Genomic DNA, 23531 nt, shown 5'->3' on the forward strand with positions numbered 1-23531 from the left:
AAAGCTCTGCCAGTCGATGGCGAGCTTGTTGCTGGCCTGGTCGATGACCATCTGGTTGTTCGCGGGCGTACTGATCTGCCCCTGCCCCGCGGTCACCTGACCGCCGGTTGGCAGGTCGGCGGCGCACGCCATGATCGGCAGAAGCAAGGCTGCCGCGAGCACTGCGCCGGCCCCTTTGCCACGTCGACGGGCGTGTTCATCGGCAACGCTCCAGGCGCCGAGGCTTGGGTTCCAGACGAGGGCATAAGTGCGGTTCATGGGGGCCTCCCTTTGACGATCAAGGCTGACCGGTTTGCCGATAAGAGCGGCGACAAAGGGTGAGCCGGGAATTTGCAGCGCAGGCGGGTGCTGACCCGCTGGCCTGAAAGACCGATATTGGACGCGAAGCCGTTGGCACATGGCTATCACTGAAATTGGGTAATCTCCGATGTTTTTACGTGCCGCGTAAGGGCAGATGAAACGATTCCGGACCGTGCTATACCTGATTCTGGTGATGGTCTGATGCCACTATTGCGTGACAAACTAGCCGCCCTTCATTTACGGCCATGGAGTGCCCTTCGCTGATGTCATTCAACACCCCTCCTCCAGACGACGCGCTGCTGCCGGCACCGGTACTGGTCGTCGAAGACGATCCACTGATGCGCCAACGGCTGTCGCGGATCCTCAGCGAAATTGGCTACGCCGCTGAGGCAGTGTCGTTCTCGGCGAACCTCGCCGAGGCCCGCGCGCATGCCAGCAGCCAGCCGCTGGCGATGGTGTTGGTGGACCTGGGGTTGCCGGATGGCAATGGCATCGAACTGATCCGCGAATTGCGGGCGCAGGATCCGGCGTTGTGGATTCTGGTGATTTCGGCCTGGAGCACCGAGGAAGCGATCCTCGGTGCATTGCGCGCGGGCGCCACGGGCTACCTGCTCAAAGAGCGCGATGACCTGGAGGTGAGCCTGTCGATTCGCAGCGTGCTGCGTGGCGGCGCGCCGATCGACCCGTTCATCGCGCGGCGCATCCTCACCCTGCTGCCGACCGAACAACCGCACAAGCCTGCCGGAATGGGCGAAACCGAAGCACTCAGCGCTCGCGAGAGCGAGATTCTCGAATGGGTTTCCCGCGGGTTGAGCAACCGGGAAATCGCCGAACAGTTGACCATTTCCCGCTATACCGTCGAATGCCATATCAAACGGATTTACCGCAAGCTGGCCGTCTCCTCGCGCACTCGCGCGGTGAACGAAGCCCGGCAACGCGGCTTGTTGTCCTGACCCTGCTGCTCGTCCTGTTGCCGTGGCTTTCGAGCCTGGCGCAAGCGAGCTGCCAGCCGACCATCACCCGCGTCCTGGTAGCCCCTGAGCGGGCCGGCGACGGCGTGCGCCCGCGCGAAGGCTGGCAGCCGGTGAGCCTGCCGGACATGTGGCAGCGGCATTGGCCCGGTTTCCTGGGGCCGGCATGGTATCGGCTGGACTGGCAGGCCGACTGCCCGGGCGAGCCACTTGCGCTGAATATCGATCGCATGGCCATGGCCGGTGAAGTGTGGCTCAACGACAACCTGCTCTGGCGTGACGAGCACCTGGTCGAACCCCTGTCGCGGAGCTGGAACCTGCCGCGTTATTGGCTATTGCCGTTCTCCATGCAGCAGAGCAGCAACACCTTGTGGATTCGTCTGGTGGGCTCGGAGCATGCGGCACCTGGCCTGGGCACGGTGCAGGTGGGCACGCCCGCCCAGGTCTGGCCCGAGTACCGCCAACAGTTGTTGCAGCAGCGTGAACTCAGTTTCCTCAGCCTGCTGATTTCCCTGGTGCTGGGCGTGCTGTTCATGACGTTCTGGCTGTTCCGTCGCCAGGAGCGCGCCTTCGGCTGGTTCGCGCTGGCCGCGCTGCTGTGGTCGCTCGCCATCCTCAATATGCTGGTGACGTCATCCTGGCCATTCAGCAATGGCGAAATCTGGGACCGTCTGAGCCTGGCGGCGTTCTCCCTGTATTGCCCGGCGTTCTGCATGTTCATCTGGTCGTTTGGCGGCCTGCGCTTCGTGCGTTTCGAACGTCTGCTCTGGGGCTGGGCGATCCTGCTGACCCTGGCGGCGATGCTGGTGCCGAAGGCGGACATATCGTCGCTGCAAATGATCTCTGCGTTTTCGCTCCGGCTGGCGTTTTTCGTGGTGTGCCTGCAACTCTTGTGGCATGCCTGCCGTACCCGCAAGACGTACCTGATCGTGCTTGCGGTCGGCATGGCGGCGTTGTCCATCTTCGAGTTTCTGACGCTCACAGGCGTGCTCGGCATTCCAGGGTCCTATGCCCTGCTGTCGACGCCCCTGATGTCGGTTTTGATGTTCCTGATCCTGGCCACCCGTTTCTCCAACAGCCTGCAACGCATCGAACGCTTCAACGATGACCTGCTGGCAACCGTGGACAGCACGCGTGCAGAGCTGACCCAGACGCTGCAACGCGAGCATCAACTGGAAGCCGACAACATCCGCCTCAACGAGCGCCTACGGCTGACCCATGACCTGCACGACAGTCTGGGCAGTTCGCTGATGCGTTCGATTGCCCGCATGGAACACGGCGACGGACTGAAAGACAGCCAGTTCCTGTCGGTACTGAAGACACTGCGCAGCGATCTGCGTGACGTCATCGACGGATCATCCGCGGTGCCGGCCTGGCAATCACCCCAGGAATGGCTGGCGCCGTTGCGACGGCGCTTCATCGACCTGTTCGATGATCTGGGCATCGAGTCACACTGGAGCCTGCCCGAGCGCTGGCCCGGTGTGTTCACCCCGCCGCAGTTGCTGGCCCTCACCCGCTTTCTCGAAGAAGCCCTGACCAACGTCCTCAAACACGCCGGCGCCACCCGCCTGGAAGTCGGCGTGAGGGCGGATGAAAAGCATGGCCTGAGCCTGTGGATACGCGACAACGGTCGCGGCTTCGACGTGAACAACGTGCTGGCGGTGGGCACCGGTGTGGGCATGAGCAGCATGCGGATGCGCATCGAGCGCATGGGCGGGCAACTGTGGATCGAGTCCCGACCGGGTGAAACGCAACTGATCGCGACCATTCATGGTGAGCCGATTGTTGCGTAGGCCGGTCGCTGGCGTGACTGCGCGGCCCGGAGTCACGCCAGCGCCTGATCCACATTGCTGCAGGTGCCCTCGTTCAAACGCACGTCTGCGCCCTCAACACCGCTATCAAAAATCGTAGCGCAGCGTCACTGTCGCGTTACGCGGTTCTCCCCATGCGTAAGTGCTGTCGAAGAGTGAGTAGTACTTCTTATCCAGCAGGTTGTTCACCGTCAGCATGGCGGAGAGGTGATCGTCGAAGGCATAACGAGCGTTGGCGTCAACCAGCCAATAACTGTCTGTGGTTTGTTGCACTTTGCCCAAGGTCGGGTGGCTCACCGAGTTCCAGGTTGAATCCTGCCAGCGCGCACCACCGCCCAGTGTCAGGCCATTGAACAAGCCTTGCAGCTTGTAGCTGCTGTACAGGCTGAACTGTGTTTCGGGGGCCAGGGTTGCCACGCGCTCGCCGTTACGGCGCGGGGTCTGATGATTGAAGCCACCATGCACTTGCCACTGCGGCGTCAGTTGGCCCGAGACTTCCAGTTCATAGCCCTTGGTTTCAACGCCACTGACCGCTCGATAGGCCGAGGCCCCGCTCGGAGTGCGGTTACCGGTGCTTTGAGCGTAGTTGTCCTGATTCAGTTGGAAATAGGCGATGCTCGCATTCAGCCGGCCATCAAAGAACGCGGCCTTCATCCCCACTTCCTTGTTGTCGCCTTCCAAGGGCTGCAACGTGCGACCTTGCTCATCCTGGTTTGTCTGCGGCTTGAAAATGCTGGTGTAACTTCCGTAAACGGACAAGACATCATTCAAGTCATACACCAAGCCGGTATAAGGAACGACAACGCCAGATTCTGTAGCAGTCGTGCTCTTGTAGTTGGTAAGACGTGCACCCAACAGCAGCTTCAAATCGTCTCGCAGATTGAACCTGGAAGCGATATAGGTGCCCTTCTCTCGGGTGATCTGGTCGGCATTGTCCACCCGGGCCCAATTGGGCTCAGCGTAGTCCCCCGTCCACGCGTAAAAGTTGTCGATGGCGTTCGCACCCACCCACTGCCCGTCGCTGACCATTTTGCTTCGGGAAACACTCGCGCCGACAACGAGGTCGTGGGTTCGACCGAAAAGCTCGAATGGCCCGCTGGCATAGAGGTCGGCGGCGTCGCTCGTGACCTCGCCGACATAACTTCCTCGCCAGATACTGGCGCCCTTGCCCGTAACAGGGTTTGGAAAACCTGCGCCAACTGATCCTGCCCGCAGGTCGTAGCCATTGATCTGATGGTTCAACTGAAGCTTGGTCACCCAGCCATTCGCCAGGGTGTGCTCCAGCGTCGCAAATACCGTGCGGGTATATTGTTCCCAGCTACTCCAACTCGCAGCCGAGTTGAATGACCGGGATACTTTGTTGAATTGGCCATTGCTGTTATAGACGGGGATACCAAACCAGTTGGAACCCTCGGGCTCATTGTCCTGGTAATCGGCACCGACGGTTAATACGGTGTCCGGGGAAAGATCGATATCTACAACACCATAAAAAACGGACGTCTTGCGCTGGTAATGGTCCAGATACGATTGCTTGTCTTGATAGGCCGCAACCGCCCTCCCACGCACATTGCCACTGTCGGTCAGCGGCCCGCTGAAGTCCAACTCGGTTCGGTAGTTGTCCCAGGAACCAGCGCCCAGGGTCGCGTGCCCTTGAAACTCGTGGGTCGGCTTCTTGCGAATAAGGTTGATGGTTGCTCCCGGATCACCGCTACCGGTCAGCAGGCCGGTAGCGCCCTTGAGTACTTCGACGCGATCGTAAATAGCCATATCGCTCAGCGTGTTCCCTGCGGAGTAGCCGATATTGCGCTGCATGGGAATGCCGTCGTACTGGAAGTTGTTTATCGCGAAGCCACGGGCATAGTAGTCCGTTCGCTCGCTGTCCAGCGTGGCCACACTGACGCCCGGCGTACGACGCATCACGTCATCAATGGCCGTCAGGTTGAAGTCATCCATTTGCTGCCGGGTGACAACACTGATCGACTGCGGTGTCTCTTTCGGCGTCAGCACCAGGCGAGTCGCCGTCGCAATAGTTCCTGGGGTGTACGATCCGGAGCCTTCGGTGATGGTCCCGAGCTGGTTGCTGGTGATCGATGTGCTTTCCAGTTCAAGGCCGGCGCCAGTCGTTTGCGGCTTCAAGCTCCAGCTTCCCCCGGGATTGATCACCAGCACCAGACCGCTGCCAGCCAGTACCTGCTTAACGGCCTCATCGGCGGTGAACTGACCACGGATGGCTGGCGCACTCTGGCCCTGGATCAGCCCAGGCTCCACTGAAAGAATCTGCCCGCTCTGTCGGGCGATGCGCGCCAGGCTCTCGCCCAGAGGACCGGCTGGAATATCGAACGCCTCTTGGGTGGTTTCGGAAGCGGCCAGTGCCAGTGTTGGCCACGGGGCGGTGGCCAAAGCGAGGGCAAGCAGACAGGGACGCAAGCAGTACAGCGACATTGGAGGCACTCTTGGTTAGTTGATCTCAGCCAAGAGGACACGCCAGCCGTCGAATCCCTTCACGAATTTCTCAAATCAATATTCACCAGCCAACCGCCCGCATTCTGGACCCGGATCGGCAACGACTCTTCCAATGCCCTGAGGGTGCGCCGAAGGTCGGCGAGCATGAAACTGCCATACACCCTTTGCCGCGCCGCCTCGGGACTGATGCGAAGCCAGCCGGCGTGGTAGTTGCGTAACGCGTCGATAAGCTCGCCGAGTGGCTCGTCATGCGCATCGACGCGGCCTTCCATCCAGTCACCTCGCGACCACAGTGAGGGGGCTTCGATGCGAACGGTGTGCTGATCGAAGCGCAGCACCTCACCACTTTGCGCCCAACGAACGTCACCATTGAGCGGTGCAATCCGCACCCGGCCCTGCAACACACTGAGCAGACTGCTTTCCGCCATCTGCCGCAAAAGAAACCGGCCATCCTGGCTATAGAGGCGGGCATCACGGTTCTCCAGTTGCAGCACTCGCTGTCCCTGGTCGGCAATCGTCAGATGCAATGCCCCTTCTCGTAAACGCAGCCGGCGCAGGTCTTGCGTGAACATAAGGTCGACCGCGCTGCGTGCATCCAGGGTCAAGCGGCTGCCATCGGGCAGACTCGCGTTGCGCCGCTCGCCTGTGGAGGTGTGCAAGTCGGCCAGCATTTGCGTCAGAGGCGTTACGCGGTTGCCGAAAGTCGCCCCGGTCACCCCAAGCAGCAGCGCCGCCACACTGCCACCCAACAAGCGCCGACGTGGCAGCGGCTGGTTCAACATCTGACTGGCCAGAGCGCGTTGTCCGGGAGCGCGGGCATCAACTGCCGCCAGATCCGCCATGGGCGCGCTGAACAGGTTATTGACCCGCTGCCAGGCGACGCCATGGGATGGCTTCGCGTTCAGCCACCGCTGGAAGGCTTGCCAATCAGGGTCACCGGATTGCGAAGACTCCAGGCGCAATAGCCAATCGACAGCTTCGCCCAGGGACGGGTCACTGTTCATAAATCCTGTGCCCTTAAGCAATGGAGAAATGCGAAGCGTAAGTCGCGTTCAACCGTGGACAAGGAAACACCCAAACGCTCAGCGATCTCGGGCTGGGTCAGCCCCTCAAGCCGATGCATCAACAGGATCTGCCGCATCCGCGGCTGCAGGCCATCCAGCAGACGGTCGATCTGCCCCAGGGCTTCGCGAACCAGGTGGATGTCTTCGGGCGATGGGTGAGCCTGCTCAGGCAACAGCGCCAAGGCTTCGAGATACGCCTGCTCAAGTGCACGACGCCGGTAAAGGTTGCTCGACAGCCGGCGCGCTACCGTAGCCAGGTAGGCCCGCGGTTCTTCGATGGGACTGTTTTCAGGCGAGCGCAACAGGCGCATGAAGGTGTCTTGGGTGATGTCGGCGGCATCGTGCCGGCAATGCAAGCGACGCTGAAGCCAGTTGCACAGCCAACGGTGATGCTCGATATACAGCTGGGCGAGGTCGGACACGAGATAAGCGCGCGAATGGGAATTTGTCTCATTATCATCATGGCGCGATGATTGCACAATCCCCATAGGTGATTCAAAACCAGAAACAACGCCAGCTCGCACTGTGCCGGATAAAGCCCATTACCCGTCACACTTCACCGCGCCAATTAGTTAACATCTGCACAAATATTTCGCCCTTCCCTCTCAGTTGTCTCAACTGGCCTTTTCGGAACCACGTGCAGTGTCATTGAAATTAACCGTAATCGATCAGACGCCCATCCACGAAGCCCGAACTGCGGCAACGGCCGCCGCCGCCTCGGTGGACCTTGCCATCGCCTGCGAAAGCCTGGGTTACCACCGCTACTGGGTTGCCGAACATCACAACAGCATTCAGTTCGCCGGTACGGCGCCGGAGATCCTGCTCACGCGGATCGCCAGCGCAACCACGACGATGCGAGTCGGCAGCGGCGGGATCATGCTCACGCACTACAGCCCCTACAAAGTGGCCGAAACCTTCGCCCTTATCGGCGGGCTTTTCCCCGGTCGCATCGACCTGGGAATTGGACGGGCGCCTGGCGGCAGCCACCTGAGTTCGGTTGCCCTCGCCGCCCCCGGCAGCGTTGCCCAACACGATCACTTCCCCCAGCAGGCCGCGGAGCTTTGTGCTTTTCTGCGAGGCGACTTCCCGGCGAACCATCCTTATGCAGCCTTGGCCTGCGGCACCAGCCCGTCGACCCTGCCTTCGCTGTGGATGCTCGGATCGGGCGGCGGCAGTTCAGCCCTGGCCGGGCAGTTGGGAATGGGTCTGGCACTGGCAAAATTCATCGCCCCCGCGACCTGCTCGCCGGCGATCTTTCGGCAGCATGCCGAAGCGTATCGCCAGTCGGGGATCACCACTTCCCCTCCTCGTCTTGTCGCACTGGCCGTGATCTGCGCCGCGTCGGATGACGAAGCGCGCTTCGTCGCCGGCACTGCGGTCTACAGAAAAATGATGGCCGGCAGCATGCCCCGCGAACCGTTGTTGTCGCCTGAAGAAGTACAGCGGCGGTATGAGCGGATGACGGCGCAGGAACAGCTTGAGTTCGATAACACGCTGGGCGACATGGTGGTGGGGTCGCCTGAGACTTGCCGGGAGAGAATTCGGCACATTGCTGAGGAGTATGGCTGTGAGGAAATTGGCCTGGTGACGGTGACGTACCGGTTTGAGGATCGGTTGCGGAGTTATCGGCTGGTTTCCGAGGCGTTTGGGACTCAGTAAAGCGGACTCTGCCTGAGAAAATCTCGCCATCCCCTGTTCTCTGCCGTCAGACAGCCAAAGGTCGATTACAGCCTCCCACGACCGCCAGCTTTCAACCCAGGCTGCCGGTCGCGAGCGGCAGCCGTGGGTCAATTGCGGCGAACGTTGATAGACGCTATCGACTCAGTCCCAGACACCCCGCAGCGTGAGCATGTAGTTACGCGGCGTCCCATAGTAGTTGGCGTAGTCCGGGTGGGTCAGGGTGTCGAAATATTTGCGGTCGAACAGGTTGTTGGCATTGAGCCCAACAGTCCAGTGTGCATCCACCTTGTACTCCACCATCGCGTCCCATACCGCATATCCCCCCTGGGACATCTTCACCTGCGTCGGGCCTATGTAGTCCACGCCGCTGTACTCGATAGAGCCGTTGACGAAGTTGGCACTCTGGACGGTCGCGCCACCGCCGACCTTCCAGTCCGACAGTTCGCCTGGCAGCACGTAGGTGCTCCAGAGCTTGGCCTGGTGCTTGGGCGTCACGCTGCTGAAAATCGCCTTGTTGGTACGGTCTTCGTTGCGGTTGAAGGTGTAGCCGGCCATCACCTGCCAGTTTGGCATCAGTTCGCCGCTGACTTCGAGGTCGATACCCTTGCTGGTGACCTTGCCCCGCGACAGGAAGCAACAGCTACCGCCGTACATCAGCGTCTCCTGGACATACCTCGGGTCTACCGTTGCCTGGTTCTCTCGCTCGGAATAGAACAGCGCCGCCGACACGTTCAGCGCACCGCCCCACAACTCGCCTTTGACCCCGGTTTCATAGGTCTTGCCTTCCATCGGCTCAAGCGATGTGCCTGGCTGTGGGCCAGCGAGCGAAGAGGCTTGCGGGTTGAAGATCTCCGAGTAGCTGATGTAGGTGGACCACTCCTCATCCAGGTCGTAGACCAGACCGCCAAACGGAACCACCTTGGTCGGCTCGCGGTAATGGACAATGTTCACGTCCGACCAGACATCCGTCGTCCTGTCCTTGGTCGCGTAGACCTGATCGAACGAATACCGGGTGGCCCGCGCGCCAACAATCAATTTCAGCGGATCGGCAAGTTGCAGGCGCAGGGTCGAATAGACACCGTACTGCTTCTGCTTGTTCGGGCTGTAGTCGCGCCAGAATTCCTTGTCCATGCTGCCCTCGCGCCACGGCTCCTGATACGAACCGAAGCGACCGCTCACGCCATCGGCCGCGCGCCAGCGGCTACGAATTTTCTGGGCGTCGGCGCCAACCAGCAGTTCGTGTTCTCGGCCCAGTAACTGGAATTTGCCGGAGAGGTTCATGTCCAGGACGGTCTGGTCGCTCCAGGCACGCTGGTAGCTACCGGACCAATAGGGACCGGTGAGGTCGGCCCGGTTGATGTTGCCGTAGATGAATGCGCCTTGGCTCTCAACCGTGTCGTACACGTGGGTAAGCGAGGTATTGAACTTCCAGTCATCACTGAAGTAATGGTCGAGCTTGAAGAACAGCTCATTGGAAGCGTGATCGGAATACGACCAGTTGGTCGTCGGCCAGTAGTTGCGGCTGTAGCCCGGGCTCTTGCCGTCGGAGTAAAACGGCAAGCCGTCGCCGGTACCGGTTTCCTTGTTTTTCTCCAACCGCCCGCCGAGGGTAATCATGGTGTCGGAACCGAGGTCCGCCTCCAGGACGCCGTAGATCGACGGGTTTTCGGTACCGCGGTGATCCATGAAGTATTGGCGGTCGGTGTAACTGGCAACCAGGCGTCCACGCAAGGCGCCGTCGAAACCGATCGGGCCGGTGACATCAGCCTGCGAACGGTAGTTATCCCAGGAGCCGGCAGAGGCTTCGAACTTGAGCTGGTAGTGGTCCAGCGGGCGCTTGCGCACCAGGTTGATGATGCCACCCGGATCACCAACGCCGCCGAACAGTCCAGCCGAGCCTCGCAACACTTCGATGTGGTCGAACTCATCGAGGTTGTAGAGGTGATTGGAGTAACCACCGTTGGAATCGAGGCTGGCGGCCCCGTCTATCTGGATGTTCTTGATCTCGAAACCGCGCGAATAAAAGCGTGGAGTACGGTAGTTGGCATTCTTGACGGTGATGCCGGTGGTGGCACGCATGGCGTCGCCAAGGCTGGTGATCTGCCGGTCTTTCATGGCTTGGGCGGTAATTACCGACACTGACTGCGGCGTCTGCCGCAGCGATGTCGGGGTCTTCGAACCAACACTGGTCAAGCCGGTGGTGTAAGAGCCCGAATTCTCCGTAGCCTCGCCCATGCCCTGCCCGCTGATCTGCGTACTCTCCAGCTCGACTACCGCGTCGGCATTTGCGGCAACCGGGCTCAGCGCCCAGTACCCGCTTGCCGTCTGGGTCGCAACCAGGCCGGAGTGTGCCAGTAGCGCATCCAGCCCCTGTTGCACGGTGTAATCACCCTTCAGGCCTGGGGCTTGCTTGCCGCGTACCAGCGCGGGGTCGAAGGGAAAATTGATTGCCGCATGCTGCGCGAACGAATTGAGCGATTGCTCCAGAGCGCCCGCCGGCAGATCGTAATGGCGGGCTTCGACCTGTTCGGCGTGTACCGCGCAGACAGGCAATGCCAGGCTGCTGGCCCCCGCAAGCAATACGCTATGCAGAGCAAGGGCAAGGCGGGTCCTGGGCACACGCCGAGGTGAGAACGAGTGTGACATGTCGATTGAGCTCCATTCGTTTGGCAGGGTGTTTTCCCTGTTAGCCGAAGAGCTCGAAAAAACCCGCAGTCTGAAACCGGTTTTTTACAAAAACGATCAGCGCGCCACCACGCGGCGCCACCACTTGGTAAAGCGCTCGACCCTGACGGGTAGCGAGTGACCAAGGGCATCCAGTGCCCGATCAATATCGTCCAGCTGAAATACCCCGGAAACTTCCAGCCCTGCAATCTGCGGGTCACATGCAAGCCAGCCGTGTTGATAGCGCGCCAGCTCGGTGAGCAGCGCCTGCATCGGCATGCTGCGCGCGACCAGTTGTCCTCGCGTCCATGCACTGGGATCCATCTCGGTGTTCTGCAGTTTGCGGCTACCCTCGGCGTCGATCGCATAGGCTTCGCCTGCGGCCACCATCTGCTGTTGCGCGGGCTGATCAATGAGCACCCTGCTTTGTTCAACCAGCAACCGCGTGATGGTCGCATCCTGGCGCACCGTAAAAGCGGTGCCCAGCGCCTGCAGCCGGGCCTGGGCGGTTTGCACCCAGAAACTGCGTCGCCCGCCTGGCGCCCCGTCGTCGGCGCCGGTTGCAATGAAGACCTCTCCTTGCACGAGCTTGATCAACCGCTGTTTGTCGTTGAAGACAACATCGATCGCCGTATTGGTATTGAGCTGCAAGCGCGTGCCATCGGCGAGCAGCACCGATCGCCGCTCGCCCACCGCAGTGCTGTAATCGGAGCGCCAGCGCCGAACAGTCTCCTGGTTTTGCCAGCCCATCCCGCCAATGACCAGCCCGGCTCCCAGCACCTGGAACAGCCGCCGACGGCCCAGTTGTCCATGCTGCATGCGGTCCAGGGTATTGCGCGCTATGCCATCGGGGATCCCCGAAATTCGGGCGAGGTTGTCGAACGTTGACTCATTGCTCTGCAAGGCTTGCCAGGCAGTCTCATGCAACGGATGAAGCTGGCGCCAGGCCATGCACCCTTGAACGGCTTGCTCATCGGCGTACCCGGACTGCAAGCGAACCATCCACATGATCGCCTGATCGAGCACCTCCTCCGGCAATTCGGCTCGGGGGGCCGTCATGGGTTGTTCGCGAAATAGCAGTGACGAATAGCCTTCGCCATATAGCTTTCCACCGACCTCAAACTGACGCCAAGCTGTGCAGCGATCTCCTTGTAGCCCAGCCCGTCCAGACGCGACAACATGAATGCCGTGCGCACCTTGGGCGGCAAACCGTCGAGCAAGGCATCGACCTGGGCCAAGGTTTCCAGGAGGATCATCTGCGCTTCGGGTGATGGCACCAGTGACTCTGGCAAGTTGGCTATCGCATCGAGGTAAGCCCTTTCGACGCGGTCGCGGCGCGCACGGTCGACAACCAGCGCCCGAGCGATGGTACTGAGCCAGGCGCGTGGCTGATGCACATCCTTTACCCGCTCAGGTTTTCCCAAGACGTTGACGAACGTGTCCTGCGCCAGATCCGCGGCATTCTCGCCCTGGTTCAACCGCCCACGCAGCCAGTTGACGAGCCACGCGTGGTGCTCGATGTACAGCGCTTCAATATCCGATCGCGACGGTAACGAAGAGGGTGATGGAAGCACTGCGGTCCTTGGATTCAAATAAGAATGCATATGAGAATGCATCGCATCTTATACAGGGCCGATTGTGTCTGACAAGTAACGGCGGGTGATGGAGTCAAGCGGCGGGTGCTGCGGTTGGCAGCGTTGGGTCGCCGGTAGCTGGCGGAGTCGATAAGTCGCTATGGCGGATCGGCGCCGCCTGGAGAGCTAAATCACAAGTGGAATGCCGACCCGTTCGGCCCAGCGCCATCTACCGAAGGAACTCGCACACGCAGTGCAATCAGCAGCGCGGCCAGCAGCATCAGCACGGCCGCCGCCACGAATACGCCTGCGCTGCCACCGAGGCTGAATATTGCCCCACCAGCGGCCGCGCCTGTGGCGATGGCCGACTGTACAGACGCTACCACCATGCCCCCGGCGCTTTCCGCCTGGTCAGGGACCGCGCTGGCGACCCAGTTCGACCACGCCACCGGCACACCTCCAAAGGCCAGGCCCCAGACCGCCAGCAGTACGGCCTGCCCTGGCACCGACGCCGGCAACAGGACCAGCGCCAGTGCCGCAACGCCTACCAGCGCAGGCATCAACACCAGGGTGGCCAACGGGTGACGGGTAAGCATCCACCCGGCCACCAATGTGCCGACAAAGTTCGCCACACCAAAACCCAGCAACATCAGCGACAACCCCTGCGGGCCAATGCCGGTGGTACCCTCGAGGAATGGCCGAACATACGTGAACATCGCGAAGTGGCCGCTGTGCACCAGCACACAACCGAACATTCCCATGGCAATGCCTGGCCGCTGCAACACCTCAAGCACCGTGCGCAGGCGTGCCGGCTGACGCGGCGCAAGGCTCGGCAGCGTGAGTGACTGGAAGACCAGGGTCCCCCCCCCCACCGCCGCCGCTGCAAAGAACGCGCTGCGCCAGCCATACAACCCGCCCAGATAACTGCCCAGCGGGACCGCAACCACCGTCCCGATGGCGATGCCGCTGAAAATGATCGAGAGCGCTCGCGGCAACAAAGGCCCCGGCACCAGACGCATAGCCACCGCCGCCGCCATGCTCCAAAACCCGCCTAGCGCTATGCCCAGCAAGATACGCATCAACAACAGCACCGTGAAACTGGAGGAAACGGCGACCAACAGATTGGAAGCGATCATCAACGTGGAAAAACCCAGCAACACCCAGCGGCGATCGATACTGCGAGTCAGGCCTGGCACCAACAGGCCGGCGAACAGCGCCACCACGGCTGTCACCGTGACCGCTTGGCCAGCCAGCGCTTCGGATACCCCCAGCTCGGTCGCCATCGGCGTCAACAGGCTGGCCGGGAGGTACTCAGCAGTCAGCAAGCCAAACACGCCCATGGCCAACGAGAATACGGCCATCCACGCGGGGGTTGCAGGTTCTGCATCCGGGCAGGCGGCGGAACGGCTGTCGGGTACGGCATTACATACAAGGTCAGTCATTGCACGGATCTCCCAATCTTCAAGTGCGACCCGCAGTCTAGGCGCGAGAATTCGGATGATCTATGATCGAAAAGCTCAACTTTTTGACTAAAACACCTGAACAATGCCGACAGACCCATTTGCCCTCTCTTCCGATCTCATCAACGAGCTGTTGCGCGGCATGCGCCTGCGCGGTGTCGAGTACCGGCGTATCCAGGCGGGCCCGGCCTTCGGCTTGGGCTTCGCGGCCAAACCCGGGCATGCCTGGTTCCATTTTCTGGCGGTCGGCAACACCGTGCTGCGCATGGAAGACGGGACAACCTATGCGCTCTCCGCCGGTAACGCCGTCTTTATCGCCCATGGCGCGGCCCATCAATTGCTCTCGCATACGCACGTGCCCGTGCAGAACATCGACCTTCTGGACGGCGAGCCTCTCGGCGACACCGTCACCGCGGTGGACACCGGAACCGATGCCGCCCCCATGCCGGCCACGCTTTTGTTCAGCGGATGCATGGAGTTCGAATTGGGCAGTCTTCATGGCCTTGGCAAGCTGATGCCGGGCCTGATGCTGATTGATGCCGGGGGCCAGCGTTACCCCGGGCTGGTGCCTATTCTCAGCGCCATGGAGCGTGAGGTCAGCGCCGCACGCGTCGGCTTCGCCGGCATCCTCGCGCGATTGGCCGACGTGGTCGCCGCCATGGTCGTTCGAGGTTGGGTCGAGTGCGCCTGCGGCAACGCCTCCGGTCTGGTTGCCGCCCTGCGCGATCCGCGGCTGGCAGGAGCGCTTCTGGCGCTGCATCAACAACCGGGCCGCGACTGGACCGTCGAGCAGTTGGCGGAGCAATGCAATACGTCCCGTTCGGTCTTTGCGGAGCGTTTTCAATTGACGATTGGCATGACCCCGCTGCGCTACGTCACCGAAGTGCGAATGCGGCTTGCCAGCCAATTGCTGACGCTGGAAAGGATGCCTATTGAAGAGGTCGCGCAGCGTTTGGGCTATACGTCTCAGGCAGCGTTCAGTAGGGCGTTCAAGCGTGTCACAGGTAAGACGCCTGGGTTGAGTCGGAGGTTGGGGCAGTCGGCTGCCACCTGAAGCTGAGTGGAATTGAGCGAGGTGCTGCCTCTCTGACGCCCCCCGACTTTCCCCGACAACCACCTCGGCGGAAACCCACCATAGTTGCAGCCTCAGGCTACAAAGCCTCTCTGTTTTCCGGCTTTCTTGTAGGTAATTTCCCAATCATACTTTTCCGCCCCATGAGTCGTTGCGCACTTGGAACTCGCTACCTAGTCTTCGCCGGTCGCTGCCCAATCAGCGATCGGGTTTGGTAGCCCGCTACTCCAGACGTGCAAGCGCTTCACTCAATCCAGCAAGTGGTTTTTCTGCCCGCTGAGTTGCGTCATGGCGGCTGTGCGTGGGAGACCTTGGGTCTGCCGGGTTCCTTTTGCCTCGGTCCGCGAACCCGCGTACAGCTGCCTCCCCCGCCCATCCCATCGATTGCACTGATGATTACTATCGAAGTGCTCGCCTGTCTGCCTGCCAAAACCGACTCCTATAATCGCCTCCCAGCTTTTCCCCTCTCCCCCGCCTGCCCTCAGGCGACATTCATCCCTTGGAACCCAGCACCCATGCCAAGCGCCAGCCAGGCCCCTCGCGGCCTCCCCGAACATAGTCAGCAAAGCGTCAAACAGCAGTGGCTGGCGATCCTTTCAGTCGCCGTGGGCGCTTTCGCCCTGGTGACCAGTGAATTTCTCCCGGTGGGCGTGCTCAACGATGTCGCCAGCGACCTCGGCATCAGTGCCGGCCACGCCGGCCTGATGGTTACCCTCCCCGGCATCATGGCCGCCCTCGCCGCGCCGTTGCTGTCGGTGGGGATTGGCGCTCTGGACCGGCGCTATCTGCTGATCGGCCTGACGCTGATCATGATCATCGCCAACTCGGTCGTAGCCTATGCCAGCGACTTCGGTCTGTTGCTGTTCGGCCGCGTTTTGCTGGGTATCAGCATCGGCGGTTTCTGGGCGACGGCCATTGCCCTCAGCGGCCGTCTGGCGCCCAAGGGAGTCGGCGTAGCCCAGGCCACTTCGATCATCATGGTCGGGGTGACCCTGGCCACGGTGTTGGGCGTGCCGGTAGGCACCTGGCTGAGTGGCCTGATGGGATGGCGCATGACCTTTCTGGTAACCGCTCTGCTGGGCATTCCGGTGCTGCTGGCGCAGGTCTTCCTGCTGCCGCGGCTCAACCCGGACAAGGCCATTCGCATCAGCGACCTGCCAGCCTTGTTTATCAATCCACAAGCGCGGGTTGGATTGATCGCAGTCTTGCTGATTGGCCTGGCGCACTTTGCCGCGTACACCTATGTCGCACCCTTCTTCAAACAGAGCGCCGGTTTCGATGGGCCGACGATTGGCTCGCTCCTGCTGCTCTATGGCGTGGCCGGGGTCATCGGCAATATTTTCGCGGGCTTCGCCGCCAACCGCAGCGTGCGTCACACGCTGTTGCTGGTGGCACTGACCATCGGCATCAGCACCGCCCTGTTCCCCCACTTCGCCACCGGCATGACCGGCGCCGCGATGCTGATCGCACTCTGGGGCTTCGCCTTCGGTGCGTTCCCGGCCTGCGCCAGCATCTGGATGTTTGTGGTAGCACCCAAGGATGTCGAACGCGGCATGCCACTGTTCGTCGCCCTGTTCCAGGTGATCATCGCGCTGGGCTCGTTCTTCGGCGGACGCATCGTCGACCAGATGGGCAGCTCGGTGCTGTTGAGCCTGGCCACGGCCCTGGTGGGCTGCGGTTTTGTCACGGTGCTGGTACTGGGGCGTAACGTCAGTAATAGCGCGGCGGCGCAGCCCTGCTAACACGGACGAGCGTTGGTCTTGGATCTGCGCTCTTTTCCTCCCCGACAGTGAGCCCCCGGGACGGCAGCGCGCCCTCCCGGTTGACAAGCGGTAGCCGAAAACAGAACGTAGCGGCGCTACAGCACTGTTGCGGACTGCCGGTAACGCCAGCAGGCGACTATCGCAATCCACCGGGGTTGCTCGTGCCACCGGGCGCGGGCAGAGGAAGGAGACTGCATGGCACTGCCGCCAGACAAAGGCACCACCTCGATCGGGCTGGTACAGGAGGCGTTGTTCGGCGCGCGGCACAAGGGCGTCGACGTGGCATGGGCGCTGCGCCAGGCGCGCATTGATCCGGCGCTGTTGGCGTCGCCTCAGGCACGGGTATCAGCCGCGGGATTCTCGCGCTTGTGGGTAGCCCTCTCTGATGTGCTCGACGATGAGTTTTTCGCCATCGATCGCCACCCGATGCGGCGCGGCAGTTTCAAGCTGATGTGCCAGCTCGCGCTCGGTTGCGACAACCTGGAGCACGCCCTGCGGCGCATGCTGGCGTTCCTTCGCTCGATTCTGGATGACGTGTACGGTGAACTGGTGTTCGACGCGGAGTCGGCGGTCATCGTTCTCCACGATCACGGCGTGCAGCGCAGGCTGTTCTGCTACGGAACCTGGCTCATCCTGGTTCATGGCCTGCTGTGCTGGCTGGGCAATCGGCGCATTCCCATTCAGCGCCTGGACCTGCGGGCTCCACAACCTGAGGATGACAGCGACTACCGGATGCGTTTCTGCGAAAACATCAACTTTGCGGCGCCGGTCTCGCAGGTGTTCTTCGAGCGCGGCTTTCTTGAGTTGAAGGTGGCCCAGACGCCACTCACCCTGGCGGCATTCCTCAAAGAGTCGCCTGCCAGCATCCTCGTCAAATACCGCAATGACGAGAGCATCAGTGCCCGGATCCGGCAACGCCTGCGCGGCCAAAGCCCCGAAGAGTGGCCGGAGCTCGAGGCGCTGGCCAAGATGCTGCGCATGTCCTATTCGACCCTGCAGCGCCGGCTGCAGGCCGAAGGGCTCAACTACCAACGGCTCAAAGACAACCTGCGTCGGGACATCGCCATCAATCTGCTCAGCCAGCCAGGTTTGACGGTAACCGACGTCGCGGCCCGGACAGGCTTCCAGGAAACCAGCGCCTTCCACCGTGCCTTCAAGAAATGGACCGGGGTAAGCCCCGGCGCCTATCGCCGATCCCAGGGTGAAGACGCCGACCTCTGACGGCACGCGACCGGCCTCCCGCGTGTCCGCGCACGCCACCTTCCCTCTCCCTCCTCCTCTGCCCGCCCACCAAAGACTGCCCGAATCGGTCAATCACAACGATGCCTGCGGGCATGGGCCGCGCCTGCTCACCACCCCTATGATCGGCTCCGCAGGACGTCGTACAGCGCGGTATGCCCGATGCCCCACAGTGCACTTCACAAACAAAAACAAGATTGAAGGAGACACGCTATGCAACCGGTGAACGTTTATACGTTGGCGGCCGAGTCACGCTTCAACCGTTTCCACAGGCTGATTCTATTCTGGTGCGTGCTGATCCTGGTGATCGATGGCTACGATCTCGCGGTAGTCGGCGCGGCCCTCCCGGCGATCATGAAAGACATGAACATCGACCCGACCAGTGCCGGCATCATGGCCGGCTCGGCGCTGTTCGGCACGATGCTCGGCGCCATTTTCCTCGGCACCCTGGCAGACCGGATCGGCCGCCCGAAAATGATCGCGTTTTGCGTCGCGCTGTTCAGTCTGTTTACCGCCGCGGCAGGCCTTACCAATGACCCCGTGAGCTTCAGTGTCATGCGCTTCATCGCCGGCCTGGGTATTGGCGGCGTGTTGCCGGTATGCACCGCGCAGATGGGGGAGTTCTCGCCGCTGAAACTGCGCACCCGCCTGGTGACGCTGGTCTTCGCCGGTTACTCGGTAGGCGGCATTCTCGTCGCACTGACCGCCAAGCAATTGATCGAAAGCCACGGCTGGCAGTGGGTGTTCTATATCGCCGGGCTACCGGTGCTGCTGATTCCGTTCATCCTCAAGAGCATGCCCGACTCGATCGGCTACCTGCTGAAGCATGACCGCCAGGACGAACTGCGCGACATCGCCCGGCAACTGCGGCCTGACCTGGCGATCGACGACCAGGCCGTGATGACCGGCAACCCGAGCGTGCTCGGCAAGCAGGAAGCACCGGTGCGCAACCTGTTCAAGGACGGCCGCGGCTTCAGTACCGTGATGATCTGGGCGGCCTTCATGACCGGGCTGTTCATGGTGTACGCCCTCAACTCCTGGTTGACCAAGCTGATGGCGATGGCCGGTTTCAGCCTGGGCTCCGCCCTCAACTTCGTCATCGTGTTCAATGTCGGAGCCCTCGGCGGCGGCTGGTTGAGCGACAAATTCAACATCAAGCATGTGCTGGTGTGCTTCTACCTGATCGGCGCGATCGCCCTGACGTTGCTCGGCTATACCCGCTCCACCAGCCTGCTGTTTGCGGTGGTGTTCGTGGTCGGTGCCTCGACCCTCGGCACACAACTGCTGGCCTATGCCTATGCCGGCGACTTCTACCCCTCGACCCTGCGCTCTGCCGGCGTTGGCTTTGCTTCCGGGGTTGGCCGCATCGGCGCGATCGTGGCACCGGTTCTTATCGGTTGGCTGGTGTCCTTGAGCCTGCCGCTGGAGCAGAACTTCATGGCGATCAGCCTGGCCGGCCTGATCGGTGCCGCGGCCGTCACCCTGATCAACCAGTCACGCTCCGACTCTGCCGAGGCAAAGGCTGCCGTGGCGTCCAACTGAACGGAAAGACCCCGCGAGCCTGCACTTGCCCCCCACACCTGAACCTGTAAGAGATGACTATGAACCGCTTATCACAACCACCACTCTCGGCGCGGCTACTAGAGCAGACGGTTGATTGGGCGATCGCCTCGCGCCGCAGCATCAGAGCCTTTCTGCCGACCCCGGTACCCCGCGAGGACATCGAATCGATCCTCGATGTGGCGCGCTTCTGTGCGACCGGCGTGAACATGCAGCCGTGGCGCGTTCATGTCATCACCGGGGCAGTGAAGGCACGCTTGTCCAACGCGATCGCCGCGCTCGACAACGACCCGGCGCTCACTGAAAACCTTGCGGATCCTTACGAGTATTACCCGCGTGAGTGGGTCGCACCCTACGTCGAGCGGCGCCGCCAGGTCGGCTGGGAGCTGTACAGCCTGCTGGGCATCAACAAGGGCGACAAGCAGCGCATGCATCAGCAGCACGCCCGCAACTATCGGTTTTTCGATGCGCCGGTCGGCCTGATCTTCACCATTGATCGCGTGCTTCAAGAAGGCAGCCTGCTGGATTACGGCATGTTCCTGCAGAGCATCATGCTGGCCGCTCGCGGCAGAGGACTGCACACCTGTCCACAGGCCGCGTTTCTCAAGTACCACGAGGTGATTACCGAGATGCTGGCGATTCCCCCCGAGCACATGCTGGTGTGCGGGATGAGCCTTGGCTACGCCGACGAAACCCGCATCGAGAACACCCTGGTAACCGACCGCGAGCCCGTCAGCGCATTCGCCACTTTTCATCACAATAACAAGGAGACAACCCCATGAACCCTGGTGCCTATGAGAGCGGGCTCGAGCGCAGCCCTGCCAACCACCTGCCCCTCACGCCGCTCGGCTTCCTCGACCGCGCTGCACTGGTTCATCCACACCGGCATGCCGTTGTGCATGGCGAGCTGCGGCGAACCTGGGTTGAAACCCGTGAACGCTGCTATCGACTGGCCTCGGCATTGGCCAGCAGAGGTCTGGGCCAGGGCGACACGGTGTCCATCCTCTCGCCAAACACCCCGGCAATGCTCGAAGCTCACTATGGTGTACCGCTGGCCGGCGCGGTGCTGAACAGCATCAACTATCGCCTGGATGCCGAAGGCGTCGCCTTCATCCTTCGCCACGGCGAATGCAAGCTGCTGCTGGTGGATCGCGAATTCGCTACGCTGGCGGCGGCGGCGCTCGAACTGCTGGAACAGCGCCCGGTGGTGATCGATATCAACGACCACCTTTCGCCCGACGGACCAGCCATTGGCGAAACCGATTACGAGCGCTTGCTGGCCGGCGGCGACCCTGGCTTCGCGGGTGTCTGGCCGGCCAGCGAATGGCAGCCGATAGCCCTCAACTACACCTCCGGGACCACCGGTGATCCCAAGGGCGTGGTTGCCAGCCACCGCGGCACCTACCTCATGAGCCTGCTGCAAATGACCAACTGGCCGCTGGCCCGGGCGCCGCGCTACCTGTGGACGCTGCCCATGTTCCATGCCAACGGGTGGTGTTTCACCTGGGCGATCACCGCAGCCGCCGGCACCCACGTGTGCCTGCGCAAGGTCTCGGCTGAAACGGTGTTCGACGCCATCGACACGCATGCGGTCGATCACTTCTGCGCCGCGCCCATCGTCATGGCGATGATCGCCAACGCGACCGGCCGCGCCGCCCTGGCGACGCCGGTCCGGGTGCTGACCGCCGGCTCCCCGCCGCCCGCCGCAGTGCTGCGGGCAGTCCTGGCGTTGGGCTTCGATGTCGATCATGTCTATGGCATCACCGAAGTGTGCGGAACACCGGTGAGCTGTGTCTGGCAAGACGCCTGGGACACGCTGCCGCCCGCTGAGCAGTGCACGTTGCGGGTTCGCCAGGGTGCCCGCGGCGCGGTGTTCGAAGACCTGATGGTGGCGGACCCCGAGACACTGCAAGCGGTCCCGCGCGATGGCCAGACCACCGGGGAACTGCTGATGCGGGGCAATACCGTGATGATGGGTTACTTGAAAAACCCGTCTGCCACCCGACAGGCTTTTTCCGGCGGCTGGTTTCATACCGGCGATGTGGCGGTCGTTCATGAGAACGGCTACATCCAGATCACTGACCGCTGCAAGGACGTGATCATCTCGGGCGGCGAGAACATCTCCTCCATCGAAGTCGAAGAAGCACTGCATGCCCACCCCGCGGTACTGCATGCGGCGGTTGTCGCTCAACCGGACGACAAGTGGGGTGAAGTCCCCTGCGCCTTCGTTGAATTGAAAGCTGGCGTGGAAACGCCCACGCCGCAGGAATTGATCGCGTTCTGCCAACAACGCCTGGCCCGTTTCAAATGCCCGCAACGGGTGATTTTCGACGAGTTGCCGAAAACTGCCACCGGCAAGATCCAGAAGTTCCTGCTCCGCCAACGGGCAGGCAGCCGTGACGCGATCGTGCGCCTGGCCTCCGGCGCCTGAGCAGCCGGCAGCGTCGCGGTAAAGGCCTGGCCAGCGCCTTGCGCTGGTAATGAGCACAACACCCGTCTGACAGCGTTTTTCCCAGCGTTATCACTCATGTTGCCCATTAGCGGCGGCAGGGGTTCATGCACACTAAAACAACAAAAGGTGCTTGCAATGACGACATACCACGCCCACTTCCTCGTGCCAGTGGCGGCACTCACGTGCGCGCCCCTCGCGTGTGCGGACTTCATCGATGATGCCAAAGCAAGCCTGGAACTTCGAAACTTCTACTACAACCGCGACTTCCGCAACGACGGCGCCAGCCAATCGAAGCGTGACGAATGGGCGCAAGGCTTCATTCTCAACCTGCAATCAGGCTTCACCGAAGGCACGCTGGGCTTTGGCGTGGACGCTCAGGGCCTGCTGGGGCTCAAGCTGGATTCAAGCCCGGACCGCATCGGCTCGGGCCTTCTGGCGTTCGATTCCCGGCGCAACGTCGAAAACGAGTACGGCAAGTTCACCCTGACGGCCAAGGCAAGGCTCGGCAAGAGCGAACTTCGCCTGGGCGGCATCAGCCCACTGATGCCGCTGTTGTGGAGCAACAACAGCCGGCTGTTGCCGCAGGTATTTCGCGGCGGCTCCCTGGTGTCCAATGATGTCGATTCACTGACCGTCTCGGCGATTCGCGTCAACGCTGTCAAGCAGAGAAACTCGACGGATTTCGAATCGCTCACGACCTTCGGCTATCGCGCCATCGACGCTGATCATTTCGATTACCTGGCGTTCGACTACAAGCTATTGCCGACACTCACCCTGAGCTACCACATTGCCGAACTCGCCGACCTGTATCGCACCCACTACGCAGGCCTCAAGCTCAATCAACCGCTGTCGACAGGCGCCGTCATCGCGGACGTGCGCCTGTTCGACGCCAGGCAAACCGGTGATCAATTGCTGGGTGAGGTGGACAACCGCACGCTGAGCAGCTACTTCGCCTACAGCCTGAAAGGTCACACTATCGGCGGCGGTTACCAGAAGGCATGGGGCGATACGCCTTTCGCGTTCGTCAACGGTGCAGACACCTATCTGTTTGGCGAGTCGCTGGTCAGCACCTTCACCTCGCCCAACGAACGCGTCTGGTTTGCCCGATACGACTACGACTTCTCAGCCCTCGGCCTCCCCGGCCTGACGCTGAGCCTGAAGTACGTCAAAGGCGACGATGTCGATCCAGCCCTGCTGACCACCCGCCAGGCGGCGGCCCTGCGCCAGGAGGCTGAATCGGGCAAAGAGTGGGAACGTGTCACCGATATCGCCTACGTCATCCAGAGCGGCCCGGTCAAAGGCCTCGCGGTGCAATGGCGCAACTCCACCAACCGCTCCACCTATGCCGACAGCGCCAACGAAAACCGCTTCATCGTACGCTACACGGTCAACTTCTAAGCCCTCGATCACGGCCTGGCGAGTCAGCGGAAAAGCGACACGCCAGGCTGCGTCATTGCC

Annotated in this window: 18 protein-coding genes; 10 read left to right on the forward strand and 8 right to left on the reverse strand. The window is 61.7% G+C overall.

What is annotated here, in order from left to right; genetic code table 11:
- Positions 1–258: ESPR-type extended signal peptide-containing protein (locus tag DM374_RS18225; protein ID WP_157969718.1), on the reverse strand; the 258-nt coding region annotated here is incomplete at its 3' end.
- 305 nt (positions 259–563) lie between these two features.
- Here DM374_RS18225 and DM374_RS18230 point away from each other — a divergent pair.
- The gene (locus DM374_RS18230; RefSeq protein ID WP_110971139.1) at positions 564–1253 is read left to right on the forward strand and encodes a response regulator transcription factor; all 690 of its coding nucleotides are present in this window, start codon (positions 564–566) and stop codon (positions 1251–1253) included.
- A 17-nt stretch (positions 1254–1270) separates the two neighbouring features.
- Positions 1271–3064: a sensor histidine kinase gene (locus DM374_RS18235; RefSeq protein ID WP_157969719.1), complete on the forward strand. Its 1794-nt coding sequence runs from the start codon at positions 1271–1273 to the stop codon at positions 3062–3064.
- Between the two features lie 105 nt (positions 3065–3169).
- Here the strand turns inward: DM374_RS18235 and DM374_RS18240 are convergent, their stop codons facing one another.
- The 3 genes from DM374_RS18240 to DM374_RS18250 are packed head-to-tail and all read right to left on the reverse strand — an operon-like array spanning position 3170 to position 7031.
- Entirely contained in the window at positions 3170–5524 is a 2355-nt protein-coding gene (locus tag DM374_RS18240) for a TonB-dependent siderophore receptor (RefSeq protein ID WP_110971141.1), read from the reverse strand.
- A gap of 59 nt (positions 5525–5583) precedes the next feature.
- Entirely contained in the window at positions 5584–6549 is a 966-nt protein-coding gene (locus tag DM374_RS18245; protein WP_110971142.1) for a DUF4880 domain-containing protein, read from the reverse strand.
- Positions 6546–7031: a sigma-70 family RNA polymerase sigma factor gene (locus DM374_RS18250; protein ID WP_225422530.1), complete on the reverse strand. Its 486-nt coding sequence runs from the start codon at positions 7029–7031 to the stop codon at positions 6546–6548. The genes DM374_RS18245 and DM374_RS18250 overlap by 4 nt, the downstream gene beginning before the upstream one ends.
- A gap of 226 nt (positions 7032–7257) precedes the next feature.
- Between DM374_RS18250 and DM374_RS18255 the strand changes: the two genes are divergently transcribed.
- Positions 7258–8268, forward strand: coding sequence for an MsnO8 family LLM class oxidoreductase (locus tag DM374_RS18255; RefSeq protein WP_157969720.1), 1011 nt, complete (start codon positions 7258–7260; stop codon positions 8266–8268).
- A 162-nt stretch (positions 8269–8430) separates the two neighbouring features.
- Here DM374_RS18255 and DM374_RS18260 read toward each other — a convergent pair whose 3' ends face one another.
- The 4 genes from DM374_RS18260 to DM374_RS18275 all read right to left on the reverse strand — a co-directional run bounded on the left by DM374_RS18260 (position 8431) and on the right by DM374_RS18275 (position 13969).
- Entirely contained in the window at positions 8431–10935 is a 2505-nt protein-coding gene (locus tag DM374_RS18260; RefSeq protein ID WP_110971145.1) for a TonB-dependent siderophore receptor, read from the reverse strand.
- A 96-nt stretch (positions 10936–11031) separates the two neighbouring features.
- Positions 11032–12012, reverse strand: coding sequence for a FecR domain-containing protein (locus DM374_RS18265; RefSeq protein ID WP_110971146.1), 981 nt, complete (start codon positions 12010–12012; stop codon positions 11032–11034).
- On the reverse strand, positions 12009–12527 hold the full coding sequence (locus DM374_RS18270; RefSeq protein WP_225422531.1) for a sigma-70 family RNA polymerase sigma factor: 519 nt from the start codon (positions 12525–12527) through the stop codon (positions 12009–12011). Before DM374_RS18270 ends, DM374_RS18265 begins: the two co-directional genes overlap by 4 nt.
- A 191-nt stretch (positions 12528–12718) precedes the next feature.
- The gene (locus tag DM374_RS18275; RefSeq protein WP_110971148.1) at positions 12719–13969 is read right to left on the reverse strand and encodes an MFS transporter; all 1251 of its coding nucleotides are present in this window, start codon (positions 13967–13969) and stop codon (positions 12719–12721) included.
- A 103-nt stretch (positions 13970–14072) separates the two neighbouring features.
- Here DM374_RS18275 and DM374_RS18280 point away from each other — a divergent pair, with 103 nt between their 5' ends.
- The 7 genes from DM374_RS18280 (at position 14073) to DM374_RS18310 (ending at position 23471) form a co-directional block, all read left to right on the forward strand.
- Complete coding sequence (locus DM374_RS18280; RefSeq protein ID WP_110971149.1) at positions 14073–15041, forward strand: AraC family transcriptional regulator; 969 nt, start codon at positions 14073–14075, stop codon at positions 15039–15041.
- A 533-nt stretch (positions 15042–15574) separates the two neighbouring features.
- The gene (locus tag DM374_RS18285; protein WP_095156641.1) at positions 15575–16801 is read left to right on the forward strand and encodes an MFS transporter; all 1227 of its coding nucleotides are present in this window, start codon (positions 15575–15577) and stop codon (positions 16799–16801) included.
- 216 nt (positions 16802–17017) lie between these two features.
- Complete coding sequence (locus DM374_RS18290) at positions 17018–18043, forward strand: AraC family transcriptional regulator (RefSeq protein ID WP_110971150.1); 1026 nt, start codon at positions 17018–17020, stop codon at positions 18041–18043.
- 231 nt (positions 18044–18274) lie between these two features.
- On the forward strand, positions 18275–19603 hold the full coding sequence (locus tag DM374_RS18295) for an MFS transporter (RefSeq protein ID WP_110971151.1): 1329 nt from the start codon (positions 18275–18277) through the stop codon (positions 19601–19603).
- A 59-nt stretch (positions 19604–19662) separates the two neighbouring features.
- The gene (locus DM374_RS18300; RefSeq protein WP_110971152.1) at positions 19663–20403 is read left to right on the forward strand and encodes a nitroreductase; all 741 of its coding nucleotides are present in this window, start codon (positions 19663–19665) and stop codon (positions 20401–20403) included.
- Entirely contained in the window at positions 20400–22052 is a 1653-nt protein-coding gene (locus tag DM374_RS18305; protein WP_110971153.1) for an AMP-binding protein, read from the forward strand. The genes DM374_RS18300 and DM374_RS18305 overlap by 4 nt, the downstream gene beginning before the upstream one ends.
- 156 nt (positions 22053–22208) lie before the next feature.
- Positions 22209–23471 carry an OprD family porin gene (locus DM374_RS18310; protein WP_110971154.1) on the forward strand — a complete coding sequence of 421 codons (1263 nt, stop codon included), beginning with the start codon at positions 22209–22211 and terminating at the stop codon, positions 23469–23471.
- Positions 23472–23531 lie beyond the last annotated feature (60 nt).

Source organism: Pseudomonas huaxiensis, assembly GCF_003231275.1.
Classification (GTDB): domain Bacteria; phylum Pseudomonadota; class Gammaproteobacteria; order Pseudomonadales; family Pseudomonadaceae; genus Aquipseudomonas; species Aquipseudomonas huaxiensis.